10 protein-coding genes and 1 riboswitch are annotated in these 15,100 nt (G+C 63.0%); of the genes, 1 reads left to right on the top strand and 9 read right to left on the bottom strand.

Annotation, left to right across the window (positions count from 1 at the left end; translation table 11 throughout):
• Positions 1 to 113: 113 nt before the first annotated feature.
• From PCE31107_RS16660 to PCE31107_RS16620, 9 genes are all read right to left on the bottom strand, one after another.
• The gene (locus tag PCE31107_RS16660) at positions 114 to 3,875 is read right to left on the bottom strand and encodes an autotransporter family protein (RefSeq protein ID WP_174966696.1); all 3,762 of its coding nucleotides are present in this window, start codon (positions 3,873 to 3,875) and stop codon (positions 114 to 116) included.
• 480 nt (positions 3,876 to 4,355) lie between these two features.
• Positions 4,356 to 4,838 (bottom strand): transcriptional regulator NrdR, encoded by a 483-nt coding sequence (gene nrdR / locus PCE31107_RS16655; RefSeq protein ID WP_130026581.1) that lies wholly within the window; start codon positions 4,836 to 4,838, stop codon positions 4,356 to 4,358.
• A gap of 18 nt (positions 4,839 to 4,856) precedes the next feature.
• A complete protein-coding gene (glyA, locus tag PCE31107_RS16650) occupies positions 4,857 to 6,104 on the bottom strand; it encodes a serine hydroxymethyltransferase (protein ID WP_130026582.1) in 1,248 nt (415 codons plus the stop codon).
• Between the two features lie 97 nt (positions 6,105 to 6,201).
• Positions 6,202 to 6,309: riboswitch (ZMP/ZTP riboswitch) on the bottom strand.
• A 135-nt stretch (positions 6,310 to 6,444) separates the two neighbouring features.
• Complete coding sequence (locus tag PCE31107_RS16645; protein WP_150609907.1) at positions 6,445 to 7,794, bottom strand: hypothetical protein; 1,350 nt, start codon at positions 7,792 to 7,794, stop codon at positions 6,445 to 6,447.
• Positions 7,795 to 8,097: 303 nt separating this feature from the next.
• Positions 8,098 to 8,679 carry a DJ-1/PfpI family protein gene (locus PCE31107_RS16640; protein ID WP_130026584.1) on the bottom strand — a complete coding sequence of 194 codons (582 nt, stop codon included), beginning with the start codon at positions 8,677 to 8,679 and terminating at the stop codon, positions 8,098 to 8,100.
• A gap of 245 nt (positions 8,680 to 8,924) precedes the next feature.
• Positions 8,925 to 10,181 carry a benzoyl-CoA 2,3-epoxidase subunit BoxA gene (gene boxA / locus PCE31107_RS16635; protein ID WP_150609905.1) on the bottom strand — a complete coding sequence of 419 codons (1,257 nt, stop codon included), beginning with the start codon at positions 10,179 to 10,181 and terminating at the stop codon, positions 8,925 to 8,927.
• 47 nt (positions 10,182 to 10,228) lie between these two features.
• A complete protein-coding gene (gene boxB, locus PCE31107_RS16630; protein ID WP_130026585.1) occupies positions 10,229 to 11,656 on the bottom strand; it encodes a benzoyl-CoA 2,3-epoxidase subunit BoxB in 1,428 nt (475 codons plus the stop codon).
• Positions 11,657 to 11,755: 99 nt separating this feature from the next.
• Positions 11,756 to 13,411 (bottom strand): 2,3-epoxybenzoyl-CoA dihydrolase, encoded by a 1,656-nt coding sequence (boxC, locus tag PCE31107_RS16625; protein ID WP_130026586.1) that lies wholly within the window; start codon positions 13,409 to 13,411, stop codon positions 11,756 to 11,758.
• Between the two features lie 112 nt (positions 13,412 to 13,523).
• On the bottom strand, positions 13,524 to 14,438 hold the full coding sequence (locus tag PCE31107_RS16620) for a helix-turn-helix transcriptional regulator (protein WP_017234256.1): 915 nt from the start codon (positions 14,436 to 14,438) through the stop codon (positions 13,524 to 13,526).
• A gap of 160 nt (positions 14,439 to 14,598) precedes the next feature.
• Here PCE31107_RS16620 and PCE31107_RS16615 point away from each other — a divergent pair, with 160 nt between their 5' ends.
• The gene (locus PCE31107_RS16615; protein ID WP_150609903.1) at positions 14,599 to 15,069 is read left to right on the top strand and encodes a DUF4863 family protein; all 471 of its coding nucleotides are present in this window, start codon (positions 14,599 to 14,601) and stop codon (positions 15,067 to 15,069) included.
• The last annotated feature ends 31 nt before the right edge of the window (positions 15,070 to 15,100 follow it).

Here is a 15,100-nt window from a genome sequence, read left to right as displayed (position 1 = left end):
CACGCCCGAAAAATGAAAAAACCCGCCGCGCCCTTTCAGGCACGACGGGTTTCGTCAATTTCGTGCAGACGTCACACAGCGATCCTCTGCCCGTGCGGCATCAACACTCTGGCTTAGAAGCGATACTTCGCCGAGATACCGCCACCCAGCGCGCTCTCGCCCTTGCGCACGCTGACGTTACCGCCCAAGCGCACTTCCAGTTGCTTCTTGATCTGCATGTCCACGCCCAGGTCCGCCGTGAAGATATCGCGGCCCAGCTTCGGACCCTTCACCGTGAACTGGCTCGGCGCACCGTAGATCGCATTCGTCAGGCTGCTCTGCGTGTTGCCGAACTCGTGCTCGTACGACAGGCGCAGCGACGGGGCCACCTTGCCGCCCGCGATGCTCGCCACTTCGCTCCACAGACGCACGCCCACCACACCGCGCGTCGACGTCTGCGACTGCGAACCCACCTTCAGGCCGTCAGTACCTTGCCCATCACGGTTCGTCTCGTCGAACGCATTCAGTCGCGTCGACGCCACACGCGCGCCCACCGACGGATCGATGTTCACGCCCGACACGCCGAAGCGCTTGCCCACTTCACCGAACATGCCGAACGTCTGACCGCTCGTCTTGCCCGACAGACGCGCCGACGCGTTACGCGCCGCCACCGTGCGATCCGTCTTCACGCTGTGATTCGTGTACGACACACCGCCGTTGACGAACCAGTTCGTGGCCGCCAGGTGCGAACCGTACAGACCCACGCTCACGCTGTTGACCTTCGACTCGCCCGGCATGCCCTTCGCCTTCGACTCCTGGTTGCCCAGGCCCACCGAAGCGCCTACCAGCGTGTTCTGACCCACGCGCTTGTCGATACCGATCGCACCGTCCAGGCCCTTCACGTCGAACGACATGCCGTCGCCGCGCTGGCTGGCGTTACCGCCCTTGAACGAGGCCCAACCGGCAATGCCGTTGTCCGACGCCATCGCACCGTTGGCTGTCGCATCGTCGAACATCGAGCCGCCCGCGATCATGCGCGTTTGCATGCCGCGTTGGAACGACGTGGCCGAACCCTGAGCGGCCGTGGCGTTGTTCACCAGCGATTCGCCCGAGAGCAGACGCGCCGAGCGACGTTGCTCGTCCGAGCCGGCCGTTTGCAGCGCCATAGCCGAAAGCACCTTGCCGCCGATCTTGCCCGAGGCCAGATCGCCCAACGCCGTGCCATCGACCGACGCCAGCAGAGCCTGCTCGTTGGCCGTGTAACCGCTGTCTGCCCCCAGGAAGTTGACCGCGCTGGTCTCGGTAATGATCACCTGGCCGCCAGTGCCTCCGTCTGTAGCGCCATCGGTGCCACCGTCAGTACCGCCATCAGTACCGTCGCCGGTCTCAACGCCAGTGGAGATGCTGCCGAAGTCGACTTCACCGATCTGCACTTCGGCATCGCCCTGCGCGTCCACGACCGTGACTTCCTGCTTGAGCAAGTCGTTGACTTCAATGCCGTCGTCGACGGTGACCTTGATCTTGGTCGTGCGGAAATCACTGTTCTCCGAGACTTGAATCGCGCCGAACGCCAAGTCGTCGCCGAGCTTCGCCACACGCGAGTTGATCTTCGCGCCCTCGCTCGACGCGTACTTGCGCACGGCCAGCTTGTTCGTACCGAGATCGAGCGTACCGGCATTCGTGAGATCGGTCACACCGCCAACGTCCGCCGCCAGCGCAATCGTACCGGCACTGGCAACGCTCACGGTGCCCGAGCCCAGCGCATTGGCATGCGCTGCCGTCAACGTACCGCCTTGAATGCTCAGACGATCGACGCCGCTTTGGTCGCCGGCCAAGGTGAGATTGCCGGTGCCGATCTTGGTCAGTTGAACGCCTTGGGTCGTCTGCGCGACCGACGGCGTGCGCTGCGCAACCGACCCGGTCGTTGCCGTCGTCGCTTCGTCCTCGACCTGAGGCTCAACGATAGCGATCGTCTTCATGAAACGGCCACCGAATTCGTCGTCCTGGTTGGCCGAGCCCAGCGTCACTTCCGTCGCCCCGGTGATGACATCGCCGGTGCCTGAAAGCGAACCAATCGTGATGGCCTTTTGGGTGCCGGTCTCCGCCGCGTTGGATTCGTCGGCAACCTTCTCGACGAGCGAAACGTCCAGCATGCCCCCGCTCATCTTGACGACCGCGTTGTCCGCAGTGGTCTCGCCAGCCAAGCCAACCCAACCCTCGTTGGACAAACGAATGTTTTCAAGGGCGGTGTCGATTATCGCCATCCGTCCCACAGCACGATTGTGAACGGTCGCTTCTCCGCCGAAAGCTTCGGAGATGACCGCTACGCCCTGATTGTCGAGCTTGAGCTTTTCGAGCGATGCCCCGTCGAATTCCAACTCCCCCATGGCCTCGTTGACGATGGTCGCTTCGCCGCCGGACGTCGCATCAATTTCCGCAAGGCCACTGTTCTTCAGATGCAAGCGGTCGAGGGTCGAGCGCGAAAACGACAACTTGCCGTCGCCTTCATTCGTGATTTTGGCATCTCCGCCCGATGACGAGGCAAATGCGAGCACCCCGGAATTGACGATCGATGATTGCTTGGCGCCAGCGTCAGAAAAGCCTACGTCACCGCCTTGCGAAATCGAGATGCTGCTGTTACCGGCGTCGGACCCGTCAAACCCGAGGGTGCCCCCGTCACGAATCGAAATGCGCGCATTTCCCGCGCTGGTACCGGCGTCAAAGTTGACACGCCCCCCTTCTTCTAATTTGCTCTCACCCGAATCTTCTTCAACCGTGAGGCTATCGCCCTCACGAACGTCAACGTCGATACTTTGCGCACCTGCATGCGCATCACCCTGGCTTAGGACCGGTGTGACAGATTCATCGGCATCGCGCCCGGCCGTGATCTCGACGCCGTCGGCGTCACCGTGAACACCTTGACCGCCTTCCTCAAACGTCAGAAAGCCGCTGGTACCGACAGCAATGCTCAGCTTCCCCTTGCCCTCAATTCCCTGAAGGATATTCAGTTGACCGTCCTTGATGTCCAAGCGGTGATCAGCCCCTTCCAACAGACGCAACGTACCGATATCTCGCTCGCGATCCGCCGTTCCGGTGACCGGATTCGATGCCGCGCCAGAATGCTGCGTGATTTCAAGAATGGTTTTCTCGTTGATACGGCTGCCGCCGTTCGCTTTCTGGATATCGGAGAACTTGCCGCTCAAGTTATCCGATGCCCACGAACCGATTTCCTTGGCCGTTCCGCCCGCCATCTCAGCCTTCAGTTCGAATCGGTTGACGAGTTCGTGCAAAGATTGGCCATCCGCTTCATTCAGCGTCTTCAGATTCTCCTGGACGCTGTCCATTTCCTTCCAATGCGCGAGAGCATCGGCCTCGATGGCCTTGAGTCCGACGTCACGAGACAAGAAATTCGACAGCTTCTCGATTTCATTGGCGCGCTCCTCTTCACTTGCCTGCGCAATGGCGTTCGCACCTTCCTTTATTTTCTTCAGATCCTCGACGCTCATCCAATCGACATGCGTCGGGGGGGTCCCCTCTTCCCCGACTTTCGCCGACTCGAGCATCTCATCAACTCTCGAAGCGATCCCCTTCAGTTCCTCATTTCGCTTTTCCGGATCTTCGATCTTCAGAATATTCTGAACAATCGTGGCGCTTGAGAGCCATGTTTTCGCCTGAACGTACGTGAGGTGCTTCGCGTCATTCATCGCCGTCATCGTCTCGAGTTGCGACGCCAGGGCCTTGGCAATATGCGCCTTGTCCCGCTGAACGATGACATCAGCCGTTTCGACTTCCGCCGTGGCAACGCTCGGGAACGCCGTGGCCGCCACCATCGCAGCCACCGCCATGCAAATCTTGGTTTGGCGCAACGCGCCAACCGTTTGAGACTTTCCTAGCATCTGATACTCCCTTGGTTTCATTCAAAAGCATCGACGACATTGGCCACGGTCTCTTCGAGAGCGGCATAGGGGTCGTCAATGGAAGGGAGCGATTCTAGGAGACGATCTTTCAAAATCTCATTCAATACCGATTGATTTGGTACTTTTTCCTACGACAAATCACTTTTAATGATTTTGGGAGAAATCACAAATATCAATCAGAATCCTCATTTAAAATCACTCGAATAGCGCGAATTAACGAGCGCAATTCACGCGAAGAAATCATCGCAAAACACCGTAAATAGCGGCACTCACAACGCATTTAGGCCATCGCCCCATCCAGGTGTTTCGCCGTCGCGTGCCTCAGAGAGAAAGGCATAAAAAAACCCGCCGTGCCCTTTCGGGCACGACGGGTTTTCCGTCCCTCTTTGCAGCAGACAGGCCTTATCGCCTCCTGCGCGCGCTCAGACGCGCCTTACACGCGCTTGCATCGTCGTCGACTCAGGCCACCGGCTTGCGCTTGGGCTTGATATCGGTACTGTCGATTTCCTCGAGCACGTCGCGGAACTCCGCAATGTCCTCGAAGCTGCGATACACCGACGCAAAGCGGATGTACGCGATCTTGTCGAGCCGCTTCAACTCGCGCATCACCAGCTCGCCGATACGCTGACTCATCACCTCGCGCTCCGCACCGGCCAGCAGCTTGTATTCGATGCGCGCAATCGCGGCATCCATCGCTTCGGCACTCACGGGGCGCTTGCGAATCGCCAACTGCATGCTGGCGCGCACCTTCGCGCGGTCGTACTCGGCGCGGCTGCCGTCTTTCTTGACGACCGCCGGCATCGCTAGCTCGACACGCTCGTACGTGGTGAAACGCTTGTCGCACGACGGGCATTTCCGGCGCCGCCGGATGGCGGCGCCGTCTTCCGCTTCACGCGAGTCGATGACTTGCGTGTCGTCGTGACGGCAGAACGGGCAGCGCATGCGCGCGGCGTCCGGGGCTTAGCCGTAGACCGGGAAACGCTTCGTCAACTCGGCCACTTGTGCACGCACACGGGCCAGGTTGTCGGCGTCTTCCGGATTGTCCAGCACGTCGGCGATCAGGTTGCCGACGAGTTCCGCCTCGGCTTCCTTGAAACCGCGCGTCGTCATGGCCGGCGAGCCCAGGCGCACACCGCTCGTCACGAACGGCTTTTCCGGATCGTTCGGGATCGCGTTCTTGTTGACGGTGATGTGGGCTTCGCCCAACGCCGCTTCCGCAGCCTTGCCGGTGATGTTCTTGGCGCGCAGGTCAACCAGCATCACGTGCGATTCGGTACGGCCCGACACGATGCGCAGGCCGCGCTTGACCAGCGTCTCGGCCATCACGCGAGCGTTCTTCGCGACTTGTTCCTGATACGCCTTGAATTCCGGCGATGCGGCTTCCTTGAACGCGACGGCCTTGCCGGCAATCACGTGCATGAGCGGGCCGCCCTGAATGCCCGGGAAGATGGCCGAGTTGATCGGCTTCTCGAACTCGGCCTTCATCAGGATCACGCCGCCGCGCGGGCCGCGCAGGCTCTTGTGCGTGGTCGTCGTCACGAAGTCGGCATGCGGCACCGGGTTCGGGTACACACCAGCGGCGATCAGACCGGCATAGTGCGCCATGTCGACCATGAAGTACGCGCCGACCGACTTGGCGATCTGCGACATACGCTCGAAGTCGATCTTCAAGGCGAACGCCGAGGCGCCCGCCACGATCAGCTTCGGCTTGTGTTGCTGCGCGAGCTTCTCGGCAGCGTCGTAATCGATGTCTTCATTCTCATTCAGGCCGTAGCTCACCACGTTGAACCACTTGCCCGACATGTTGACCGGCGAGCCGTGCGTGAGGTGGCCCCCGTGCGCCAGGCTCATGCCCATGATCGTGTCGCCCGGCTTGAGCATGGCGAAGTACACGCCCTGATTAGCCTGCGAGCCGGAGTTCGGCTGCACGTTCGCGGCCTCGGCGCCGAACAGTGCCTTCACGCGGTCGATGGCCAGTTGTTCCACGATGTCGACATACTCGCAACCACCGTAGTAGCGCTTGCCCGGATAACCTTCCGCATACTTGTTGGTCAGTTGCGAGCCCTGCGCTTCCATCACGGCCGGGCTGGTGTAGTTTTCCGATGCGATCAGCTCGATGTGGTCTTCCTGACGCTGATTTTCTTTCTGAATCGCGGCCCAAACGTCGGGATCGACGGAGGCAACGGTGGATTTCGATTTGTCGAACATGGCGTTTCCGTTGAATTGAACAGGTTTTCCGGGGGGGATGGCGCAGCGCATCTTCCTTTGTGCTTCGGAAGACGATAGACAGGGCAGCACCAACCATCACGGCTGCCCAGGCGAACGGCAAATAAGACCCCGGCGCTTCCCGGTGGGTTGCTCCACCTCGGGCACACAAGGCTGTGCACCCTAATCGCCAGTCACGCGGGGTTTGTGGCGTCGATAGTTTATGCGAGCTTGCGACGTTAGGCAACCAGCGGAAACACGCCTCGATTGACGTTTATGCACCAATTTAGTGCCACACCTCGCGCCGGCCTGACAGACAGCCGGACGGTCCGATCCGGTGCGTTCATGGACGATCGCGGGCGGTGGCGGCCGGAAGCAAGAACGGCGCCTGATGGGCCTCGATGGCCCGGGCGCGCGTCGGGTACAGCTGCGTCCATGCCTGGGCGGCCCATGCACCGCCCAGCAATGTCACGAGACGGTCGCGTCGGTCCAGCAGTTGGTTCACGAATCCGCCTCGCGCTTCGGCCGCAGGGGTCGCTTCGGCCGCCTCGGCAGCGCGAGACGCGGCGCAGACCACGTCGTGTGCCACGTCCACCCAAGGCACGATGTCGTCCGCCGAGATTCGCCCGAGGCGGAAGGCCATCTCGGCCGCCAGTGCCCGCGCGCCGGTCGGGTTCTTCAGTTCGTCGAGCACGGTCTTGCTGTCGGCGGCTTGCGACACCCCGGTCAGCCGCCGGATAAACGCCGTGAAGGGCTCGCCGCCGCGAAACGGCGTCAAATCGACAAGCGTGCCCTGAAAGCCGGCATCGAGGCAGGTCCGGAAATCGACCGTCATCATATAGGGCAAGTCGTTCTGGTCCCGCCAGACGCCGACGTTTTCCATGACGTCGCGGCAAAGGTCCCGGTTGCCCAGCCACAGCGCGGCGACGTACTGACGCGCCAATGCGCACTGATAGACGTCGGGGAGGCAACCACAGAGCACGCCGCGCATTTCGTGGCGCCGGCGCGCGGCTTCTGCATAGGACTGTGCCGCCGCGCCGGCCAACGCGTCGATCGGCGCCCCGCCGGACTGCGCAAGCACTTGCGCCATTTGCCGCCCAGCTTCGAGCGCGCCATCGCGGGCACGTGTCCCCACCGCCCCGTCACAGCCACGCGCACGCTGCAAGAGTTGTGCGCCGTCGGCCCCCTCGATCGCGCGCCATGCGGCCTCCCCCTCCAGCCATTCACCGAGGGGCCGGTACACGGGAAGATACGTCGTCGCCAGGTAGATCCGTTCGGGCGCCTGGGTTCCATCGAACGCCAGCGAGCATCCCCGCACCAACATGGCCGTCGGTGTCGCCAGGCCCAACGCTCCGAACAGGCGTGAGGCAAGCCACGTCCGGGTGGCATGCCCGGGGCTCGGGAACGCCGTCACCACGTACTGCGGCGCTTGCGCGTCCGCGTCGAACGACAGTCGGACGGCGGTGCCGGGGCCAGCGGCCGGAAGGGCGTCGTGCACACGCCGCGCGGCAGAAAAATCGTAAGGTCCGATGGGCGGCAGCGGTGCGCCGCTACCGTCATGTCCGGTGACCGCCCCGAACGTTCCGAGCGGTCCGGCTTCCGGCAATAATTCGGCCCGCGTCGGCCTGGCGGCCGTGGGACTGGCAGCGGAGCCTGCGGCATGGCCCCTGAAGCGATAAGCGTTGACGTCCATCACGACTCTCCTTCGTCGTATGGCGGGGCTCCGGCGCGCAGCGCCTGTCGACCGACCCGGTTGAGATCGGCCGATCTTGCTGCGCCACCGGACGTCAAGCTTTCGAAAACGAGGCAAGTTCGGACAAATCCGCCGCGCGTGATGGACGACACCCATGCCGACGTCGCCCATGCACGCCAGACGACCCGCAGCACGGGACCGTAATGCCCGCGCACCCCCACATGCGCCGACACGCATCGACATGCACCGGCATGCGCCCACGCGCGCCCGCCTCGAACGCGCGTGCACCGGCGCACGCGGACGTCAAAGCTCGATCTTCGTTCCCAGCACGGCAAGGAACTGCGCGATCCACGCCGGATGTGCAGGCCACGCGGGGGCGGTCACCCACTTGCCGTCGGTATGCGCCTCGTCAATCCCGATCTCCATGTACTTCCCGCCGGCCAGCCGCACCTCCGGCGCACAGGCCGGATACGCCGAACACTCGCGCCCTTCGATCACACCGGCCGCTGCCAGCAGCTGCGCGCCGTGACAGATCGCGGCAATCGGTTTGTCGCTCTCGGCAAAATGTCTGACGATCGCGACGACTTCGTCATTCAGACGCAGATACTCCGGCGCGCGGCCACCGGGAATCACCAGTGCGTCGAAGTCGGCGGGAGACAGTCCGTCGAATGTCGCATTGAGGGTGAAGTCGTGACCACGCTTCTCGCTGTACGTCTGATCGCCTTCGAAGTCGTGAATCGCCGTGCGCACCTTGTCGCCCGCCTTCTTGCCCGGGCAGACGACTTCCACCCGGTGCCCCACGGCCATAAGTGCCTGCACCGGCACCATCAACTCGTAGTCTTCGACATAGTCGCCTGCCAGCACCAGAATCCGCTTCTTGCCCATATGACTCTCCGTTCAGAGAAAAAATGGAAGGGGAACCGCCCCTCCATGTTACTCAATTCCGATGACGTCGCCGGGACAAGCGTCGGCACCCCGATCCCCCTCCGCAAACGACCGACAGACGGACAGACGAAAAAAAACCGCGTGCCGAAGCACGCGGTGTCAAGCCGGCGCAATACGCCGTCGGTCAAGCCGAGGCGCGCGCCACACGGTCTGTCCGGCATGGCGCGCGCCGATATCGTCAGTCGTCAGTAGGTTTCGAGATGCAGGCGCCCCTCCGTCTTCATCCGTTGCCAGAGGGCCTGCCAGTCGAGCCCGGCGTCGCCCGCGATGGTCTGCAGCACTTGCAGCACGCCGTCCTCCATGCCCTTGAGCCCGCACACATAAATGTAGGTATGGTCATGACGCAGCAGCGCCGCCACATCGGCCGCGCGCTCGCGCATGGCGTCCTGCACGTAGCGCTTGGCCTGTCCTGGTGTACGCGAGAAGGCCAGATTCGTGTCGATGAAATCCTTCGGCAAGTTGAGCAAGGGGCCGAAGTAGGGCAGCTCGCCCTGCGTGCGCGCGCCGAAGAACAGCATGAGCTTGCCGGTCGCGCCCTTCAGACGGCGACGGCGGCGATACTCGGTCATCGCCCGCATCGGGGCCGCCCCCGTGCCGGTGCAGATCATCAGCAGGTGCGAATCGGCGTGGTTCGGCATCAGGAACGTGCTGCCGAACGGGCCCATCACGTTCACCACGTCGCCCTTCTTCAGATCGCACAGGTAGTTCGAGCACACCCCGCCGACCGCCTGCTCATGGTGATCCTTCGTCACGCGTTTGACCGTGAGCGCCAGGTTGTTGTACCCCGGACGCTCGCCGTCGCGCGGCGATGCAATCGAGTACTGCCGCGCATGGTGCGCCCGCCCGTCGCTCGACGTGCCCGGCGCAATGATGCCGATCGACTGTCCTTCGAGCACCGGGAACGGCTGCTTGCCGAAATCGAGCACGATGTGGTGGATGTCGCTCTCGGTGCTGGCGTCGGTCAGACGATAGTTGCCGACCACGGTCGCCTGTACCGGCGCCTTGTGGTTGTACAGATTGACATAGGGCTTGGCGGCGGACCACGGCGGCACGACCGAGCCGCGTACGAAATCCGAGCCGGCGATGACGGGCTCGGGGACGTCGGCCGACGCACCGCCAGCCACGCCCGTCGCCGCCTCGCCGATCGTGCCCTGACCGGCGAGCGCATCGTCCTGCACGGGCAACTCGTCCCACGTGAGCTGGTCGTCAACGGCATACGCGTCGGCCTTGAGCACGTCGCGCCAGTTGTCGATGGCCCCCGTCGGGCACGGCGAGATGCACGCCATGCACCCATTGCACGTGTCCGCGCGCACAACGTAGTTGTTCTCGTCGTGCGTGATCGCGTCGACCGGACACGTCTCCTCGCAGGTGTTGCAGCGAATGCAGATCTCCGGATCGATCAGATGCTGCTTCAGAACTTCGACCGGAACGGGGCCGTTCATGATGCTGTCTCCTTGTGGGATGGCTCGCGCCTGGGCTCTCGTTGGCCTTAGTTGAAACGCACGTACTCGAAGTCGATCGGCTGGCGGTTGATGCCGAGCGGGGGCGGCGCGATCCAGTTGGCAAACTTGCCCGGCTCGGTCACGCGGCCCATGAGCGACGCCACATACGCGCGATCTTCCGCCGACGGCAGCCACTCACGCTCATGCGCGGCCCATTCGGCCTCGCTCACCACACGGCCGTCCGGCGACACACGCACGCCCGCGAATGTGCCGATCTGACGATTGAACGCCTTGTGCGGCACGCTCAGGCGGAAGTCGATACCGGCCTTCTCCAGCACCTTGTTCCAGCGATTCACACCCGCGACCGAGTCCTTGATGTAATCGTCGCGCAGGACTTCGTTCATCGCGTTGAGCATCGGCACCTCGCGCTCCACGAGCTTGCCGTTGTCCACGTCCAGCAGCCGGTACATCTGGCCGTTGAGTTGATGGTCGTCGTCGCGCTTGCCCTCTTCATAACGGCCCTTCAAGCCCGAGCTATAGAAGATGGCCGCGTTCGACGACTGATCCGCACCGAACAGGTCGATCGTCACGGAGTAATGGAAGTTGACGTAGCGCTGGATCGTCGGCAGATCGATCACGCCCGCTGCCCGCAGCTTCGCGACGTCATCGGTCTTCAGTTCGTTCATCACTTGCGCCGTGCGAGCGATCACGCGCGAAACACCGGACTCGCCCACGAACATGTGGTGCGCCTCTTCGGTCAGCATGAACCTGGTGGTGCGCGCGAGCGGATCGAAACCCGACTCGGCCAGTGCCGAGAGCTGGAACTTGCCGTCACGATCGGTGAAGTACGTGAACATGTAGAACGCCAGCCAGTCCGGCGTCTTCTCGTTGAACGCACCGAGAATTCGCGGATTGTCTTCGTCGCCCGAGCGGCGGCCGAGCAGCGCTTCGGCTTCTTCACGGCCGTCGCGGCCGAAGTAGCGATGCAGCAGGTAGACCATCGCCCACAGATGGCGGCCTTCTTCCACGTTCACCTGGAACAGGTTGCGCAAGTCGTACATCGACGGTGCCGTCAGCCCGAGGTGACGCTGTTGCTCGACCGATGCGGGTTCCGTGTCACCCTGCGTGACGATGATGCGGCGCAGGTTCGCGCGGTGTTCGCCCGGCACGTCCTGCCACGCGGCTTCGCCCTTGTGCTCGCCGAAGTGGATCTTGCGATCGGCGTCGCCCGGCGTGAGGAAGATGCCCCAGCGATAGTCCGGCATTTTCACGTGATCGAAGTGCGCCCAGCCGCCCGGGTCCACGCTCACGGCGGTGCGCAGATAGACGTCGAAGCCGTGGGAGCCTTCCGGCCCCATGTCGCCCCACCAGGACAGGAAATTCGGCTGCCACTGTTCAAGCGCACGTTGCAGCGTGCGGTCATCCGACAGGTTGACGTTGTTGGGGATCTTCTCGCTGTAGTTGATCGAAGCCATCGTGGGAATCCTCGTGTCTCGTACGTATTCTGTGTAAAACGACTTGTTCGGTCCTGCCGCCGCCCGGCGTTCGTCACCGGCGGCGTTGCAGCCCATTCGTCAGACGCGGTTCGGATCGAACTGCGCCTTGTTGCCCTTGCCGTAGACCTTGAGCGCGCCCTTCTCGCCCACGGCGTTCGGACGAATGAAGATCCAGTTCTGCCACGCCGACAGACGGCCGAAGATGCGGGTGTTCATCGTCTCCTTCCCGTTGAAGCGCAGGTTCGCCTCCAGGCCGGTGAGCGCGTCGGGCGACATGGCCGCACGCTCTTCGATCGCGATGCGGATTTCGTCCGGCCAGTCGAGATCGTCGACCGCGGCCGTGACCAATCCGAGACGTTCCGCCTCGTCGGGGCGCACCTGGCGGCCGATTGTGGCGCGCACGGCGTCGAGTTCCGCCGCGTCTTCATAGAAACGCCGTGCCAGACGCGATTGATCGGTGACCATCGGCAACAGGCCGAAGTTGACTTCGGTCAGCGTGATCGCCGGTTCGTCTTCCTCGCTGGCGGGCAGCGCCGCCATATACGTGCGGTCGGCCGCGAAGGCGAATTCGGCCAGCGTGCCGGTGAAGCACGAATCCGGTTCGATCAGCGCGAAGAGCGAGCGTGAGGACACGTCGATACGCGCAAACGTGCGGCGCAGCATGCCGATGGTCTCGCGCACCAACCAGTGATCCTGATGGGCCAGCAGCGATGCATCGGCCGCCAGCACGTGTTTCGCCTCGCCCTCGGTGCGCAGCAGCCACGTGCCGATATCGAGTTCGTTCGTGCGCAGATTGAGGATGGCGTCGTCGAGTTCGCGTGCCATTTTCAGCGGCCACCAGTTCACGCCGGCGGCCTCGATACCAGCGATGTCAGCCGGCGGCGCGGACTTCGGCGCCTTCACGGTGAGGCTGGCGGTGCGGTTGGCGCGGTCGATTTCCACGTCGACGAACTCGTAGCGGATCGCGTCCGGCTCGTCGGTGCGCTCCAGGCGCGTGAGCGTCACGCCCTTGCCGCCCGGACGGTCGCTGCCTTGCGCCAGTTCCAGCGCACGCGCCGACACCGTTTGTGCGAATTGCGCGGGCTTGACCACCTCGTCGACCAGCCGCCATTGCTTGGCACGCTCACCGCGAATGCCCTCGACGACGGTGCAGAAGATGTCGGCGCGGTCGTTGCGCACGTGACGCTTGTCGGTCAGGCGAGTCAGGCCGCCGGTGCCCGGCAGCACGCCCAGCAGCGGCACTTCCGGCAGCGAGACCGACGACGAACGGTCGTCAACCAGATAGATCTCGTCACAGGCCAGCGCCAGCTCGTAGCCGCCGCCCGCGCACGCGCCATTTACGGCCGCGAGGAACTTCAGCCCGGAATGGCGGCTGGAATCCTCCAGACCGTTACGCGTTTCGTTGGTGAACTTGCAGAAGTTGACCTTCCACGCATGCGTGGACAGGCCGAGCATGAAGATATTCGCACCGGAGCAGAACACGCGGTCCTTGGCGCTCGTGACGACCACCGTCTTCACTTCCGGGTGCTCGAAGCGGATGCGCTGAACGGCATCGTGCAGTTCGATGTCCACGCCGAGATCGTACGAATTGAGCTTGAGCTTGTAGCCTTCGCGAATGCCGCCGTCTTCCGAGATATCGATGGCGAGCGTCGCCACCGGGCCTTCGAAGCTCAGTTTCCAGTGCTTGTACTGCGTGGGATCCGTACGATAGTCGACGTGGGGTTTGCCGAACATGATTGCCTCCAACACGAATAATGATCTTGTTGGATTGCAATATAGTGCAGCACAATTCCTCCGTCAACTAATTTACCAAATAAAAATGAATTATTTTGCATTCCAATGATGGTCAATCTGACGACAATTGCACGGCGAGGCGTCCACGCAGCTGCAAATAGGCGTCGGCCAGCACCCGCCCGCCGGTGTCGAAGCTCATATCCGCCTTGGCATAAAAGTCTTGGCGGCCGGCCAGAATACGCTTGAGGTCGTCCATCGCTTCCGCGTTGCCCGACATCGGACGCAGATCGCCCTGCGCCACCACCCGCTTCATATGCTCTTCGGGCGACGCCTGCAGCCATACCGTATAGCAGTGAGTGAGCAGGAAGTTGAAGGTCGCCGCGTCGCTCACGATACCGCCCGGCGAGGCGATCACGGCACGCGGATGCTCGGCCACGACCGCCTCGAGTGCACGCAATTCATAGCGGCGATAGGCGCTCGCACCATAAAGCGAGTAGATCTCCGACGGCGGGCACCCCGCCAGTTGTTCGATCACGCGATTGAGTTCGACGAACGGCACATGCATGTCGTCGGCGAGCATGCGGCCCAGCGTCGACTTGCCCGCGCCCCGCAACCCGATCAGCGCAATGCGGCCACGTCGGTCCGGGTCGCGCTCGCTCCCGGCAAACAGCTCGCTGAGCGCCTGACGCGCACGCGTGAGCGCCTCGCCGTCGCGCCCGTGCAGAATTTCCCGAATGAGCAACCATTCCGCTGACGACGTCGTCTCGTCGCCCACGATTTCAGCCAACGTGCAATTTAGTGCCTGTGCGAGCTGACGCAGGAACAGCACGGACGCGTTACCGACACCCGACTCCAGATTGGCCACGTGACGCTCGGAAACACCGGCGTCCAGCGCAAGCGCCTTGCGCGTCAAGCCACGCCGGGCGCGCAGCGTGCGCACCCGCTCGCCCAGCGCGACCAGAAACGGGTCTTTCTCACCGGCGCCTCGCGCCGTCGGCACCCCATCGGCTTGCGCACTCTTATTCATCAGACAAGATCCTCAATGCAGGTAACATGTAATATATTGCTTGACAGACAAAATTGCATGCTCTAATTTTCACCATGCGCCGATAAAAAAGCAAACGCGGACCGGATATCCCGAGTCTCGCCATTGATCGGCGTCGTATCGACGTCCCCAGGAGACATGGATGGATGTGCCCCAATTCCAGGCGCTGATCGCCGACCTGACGCGGCAACTCGATGGCCGCGTCCTCGACGCCCCGCTCGCCGACTGGCTCAATGCGCATTACGGCGCCGGCTCCGCAGGCTATGAAGCGCTGGCCGACGCCTGCCGCACCGGCGTTGCCGAAGGCTGGCTGTGCAACCGCGAAGGCGGCGGCATTCGTTACGGACGCGTCATCAAGCCCACTCCCGACACGCACGGCTTTTCCGTCGACGTGGTGGACATGGCCGATCTGGCCGGGCCGCACCACGTGCATCCGAACGGCGAAATCGATCTGATCATGCCGCTCACTCCCGGCGCAACGTTCGACGGACACCCCGCGGGCTGGTGCGTCTACGGTCCCGGCACGGCACATCGACCGACGGTGGCCAGCGGGCGCGCCCTGGTGCTGTACCTGTTGCCCGGCGGCGCCATCGAATTCACGCGCAGCGCCTGATCCGGCGCCCGCCCCGTCCCTGATATCCCTC

The sequence above is a fragment of the Pandoraea cepalis genome (genome assembly GCF_902459625.1).
Classification (GTDB): Bacteria; Pseudomonadota; Gammaproteobacteria; order Burkholderiales; family Burkholderiaceae; genus Pandoraea; species Pandoraea cepalis.
The sequence above is the reverse complement of the archived record's forward strand: the minus strand, read 5'-3'. Positions and strand labels throughout refer to the sequence as shown.

Coding starts and splice junctions, on each gene's coding strand:
- nrdR (WP_130026581.1), bottom strand. CDS start 4,838: ATGCGCTGCCCGTTCTGCCGTCACGACGACACGCAAGTCATCGACTCG.
- PCE31107_RS16620 (WP_017234256.1), bottom strand. CDS start 14,438: ATGAATAAGAGTGCGCAAGCCGATGGGGTGCCGACGGCGCGAGGCGCC.
- PCE31107_RS16615 (WP_150609903.1), top strand. CDS start 14,599: ATGGATGTGCCCCAATTCCAGGCGCTGATCGCCGACCTGACGCGGCAA.
- glyA (WP_130026582.1), bottom strand. CDS start 6,104: ATGTTCGACAAATCGAAATCCACCGTTGCCTCCGTCGATCCCGACGTT.
- boxA (WP_150609905.1), bottom strand. CDS start 10,181: ATGAACGGCCCCGTTCCGGTCGAAGTTCTGAAGCAGCATCTGATCGAT.
- boxC (WP_130026586.1), bottom strand. CDS start 13,411: ATGTTCGGCAAACCCCACGTCGACTATCGTACGGATCCCACGCAGTAC.
- PCE31107_RS16640 (WP_130026584.1), bottom strand. CDS start 8,679: ATGGGCAAGAAGCGGATTCTGGTGCTGGCAGGCGACTATGTCGAAGAC.
- PCE31107_RS16645 (WP_150609907.1), bottom strand. CDS start 7,794: ATGGACGTCAACGCTTATCGCTTCAGGGGCCATGCCGCAGGCTCCGCT.
- PCE31107_RS16660 (WP_174966696.1), bottom strand. CDS start 3,875: ATGCTAGGAAAGTCTCAAACGGTTGGCGCGTTGCGCCAAACCAAGATT.
- boxB (WP_130026585.1), bottom strand. CDS start 11,656: ATGGCTTCGATCAACTACAGCGAGAAGATCCCCAACAACGTCAACCTG.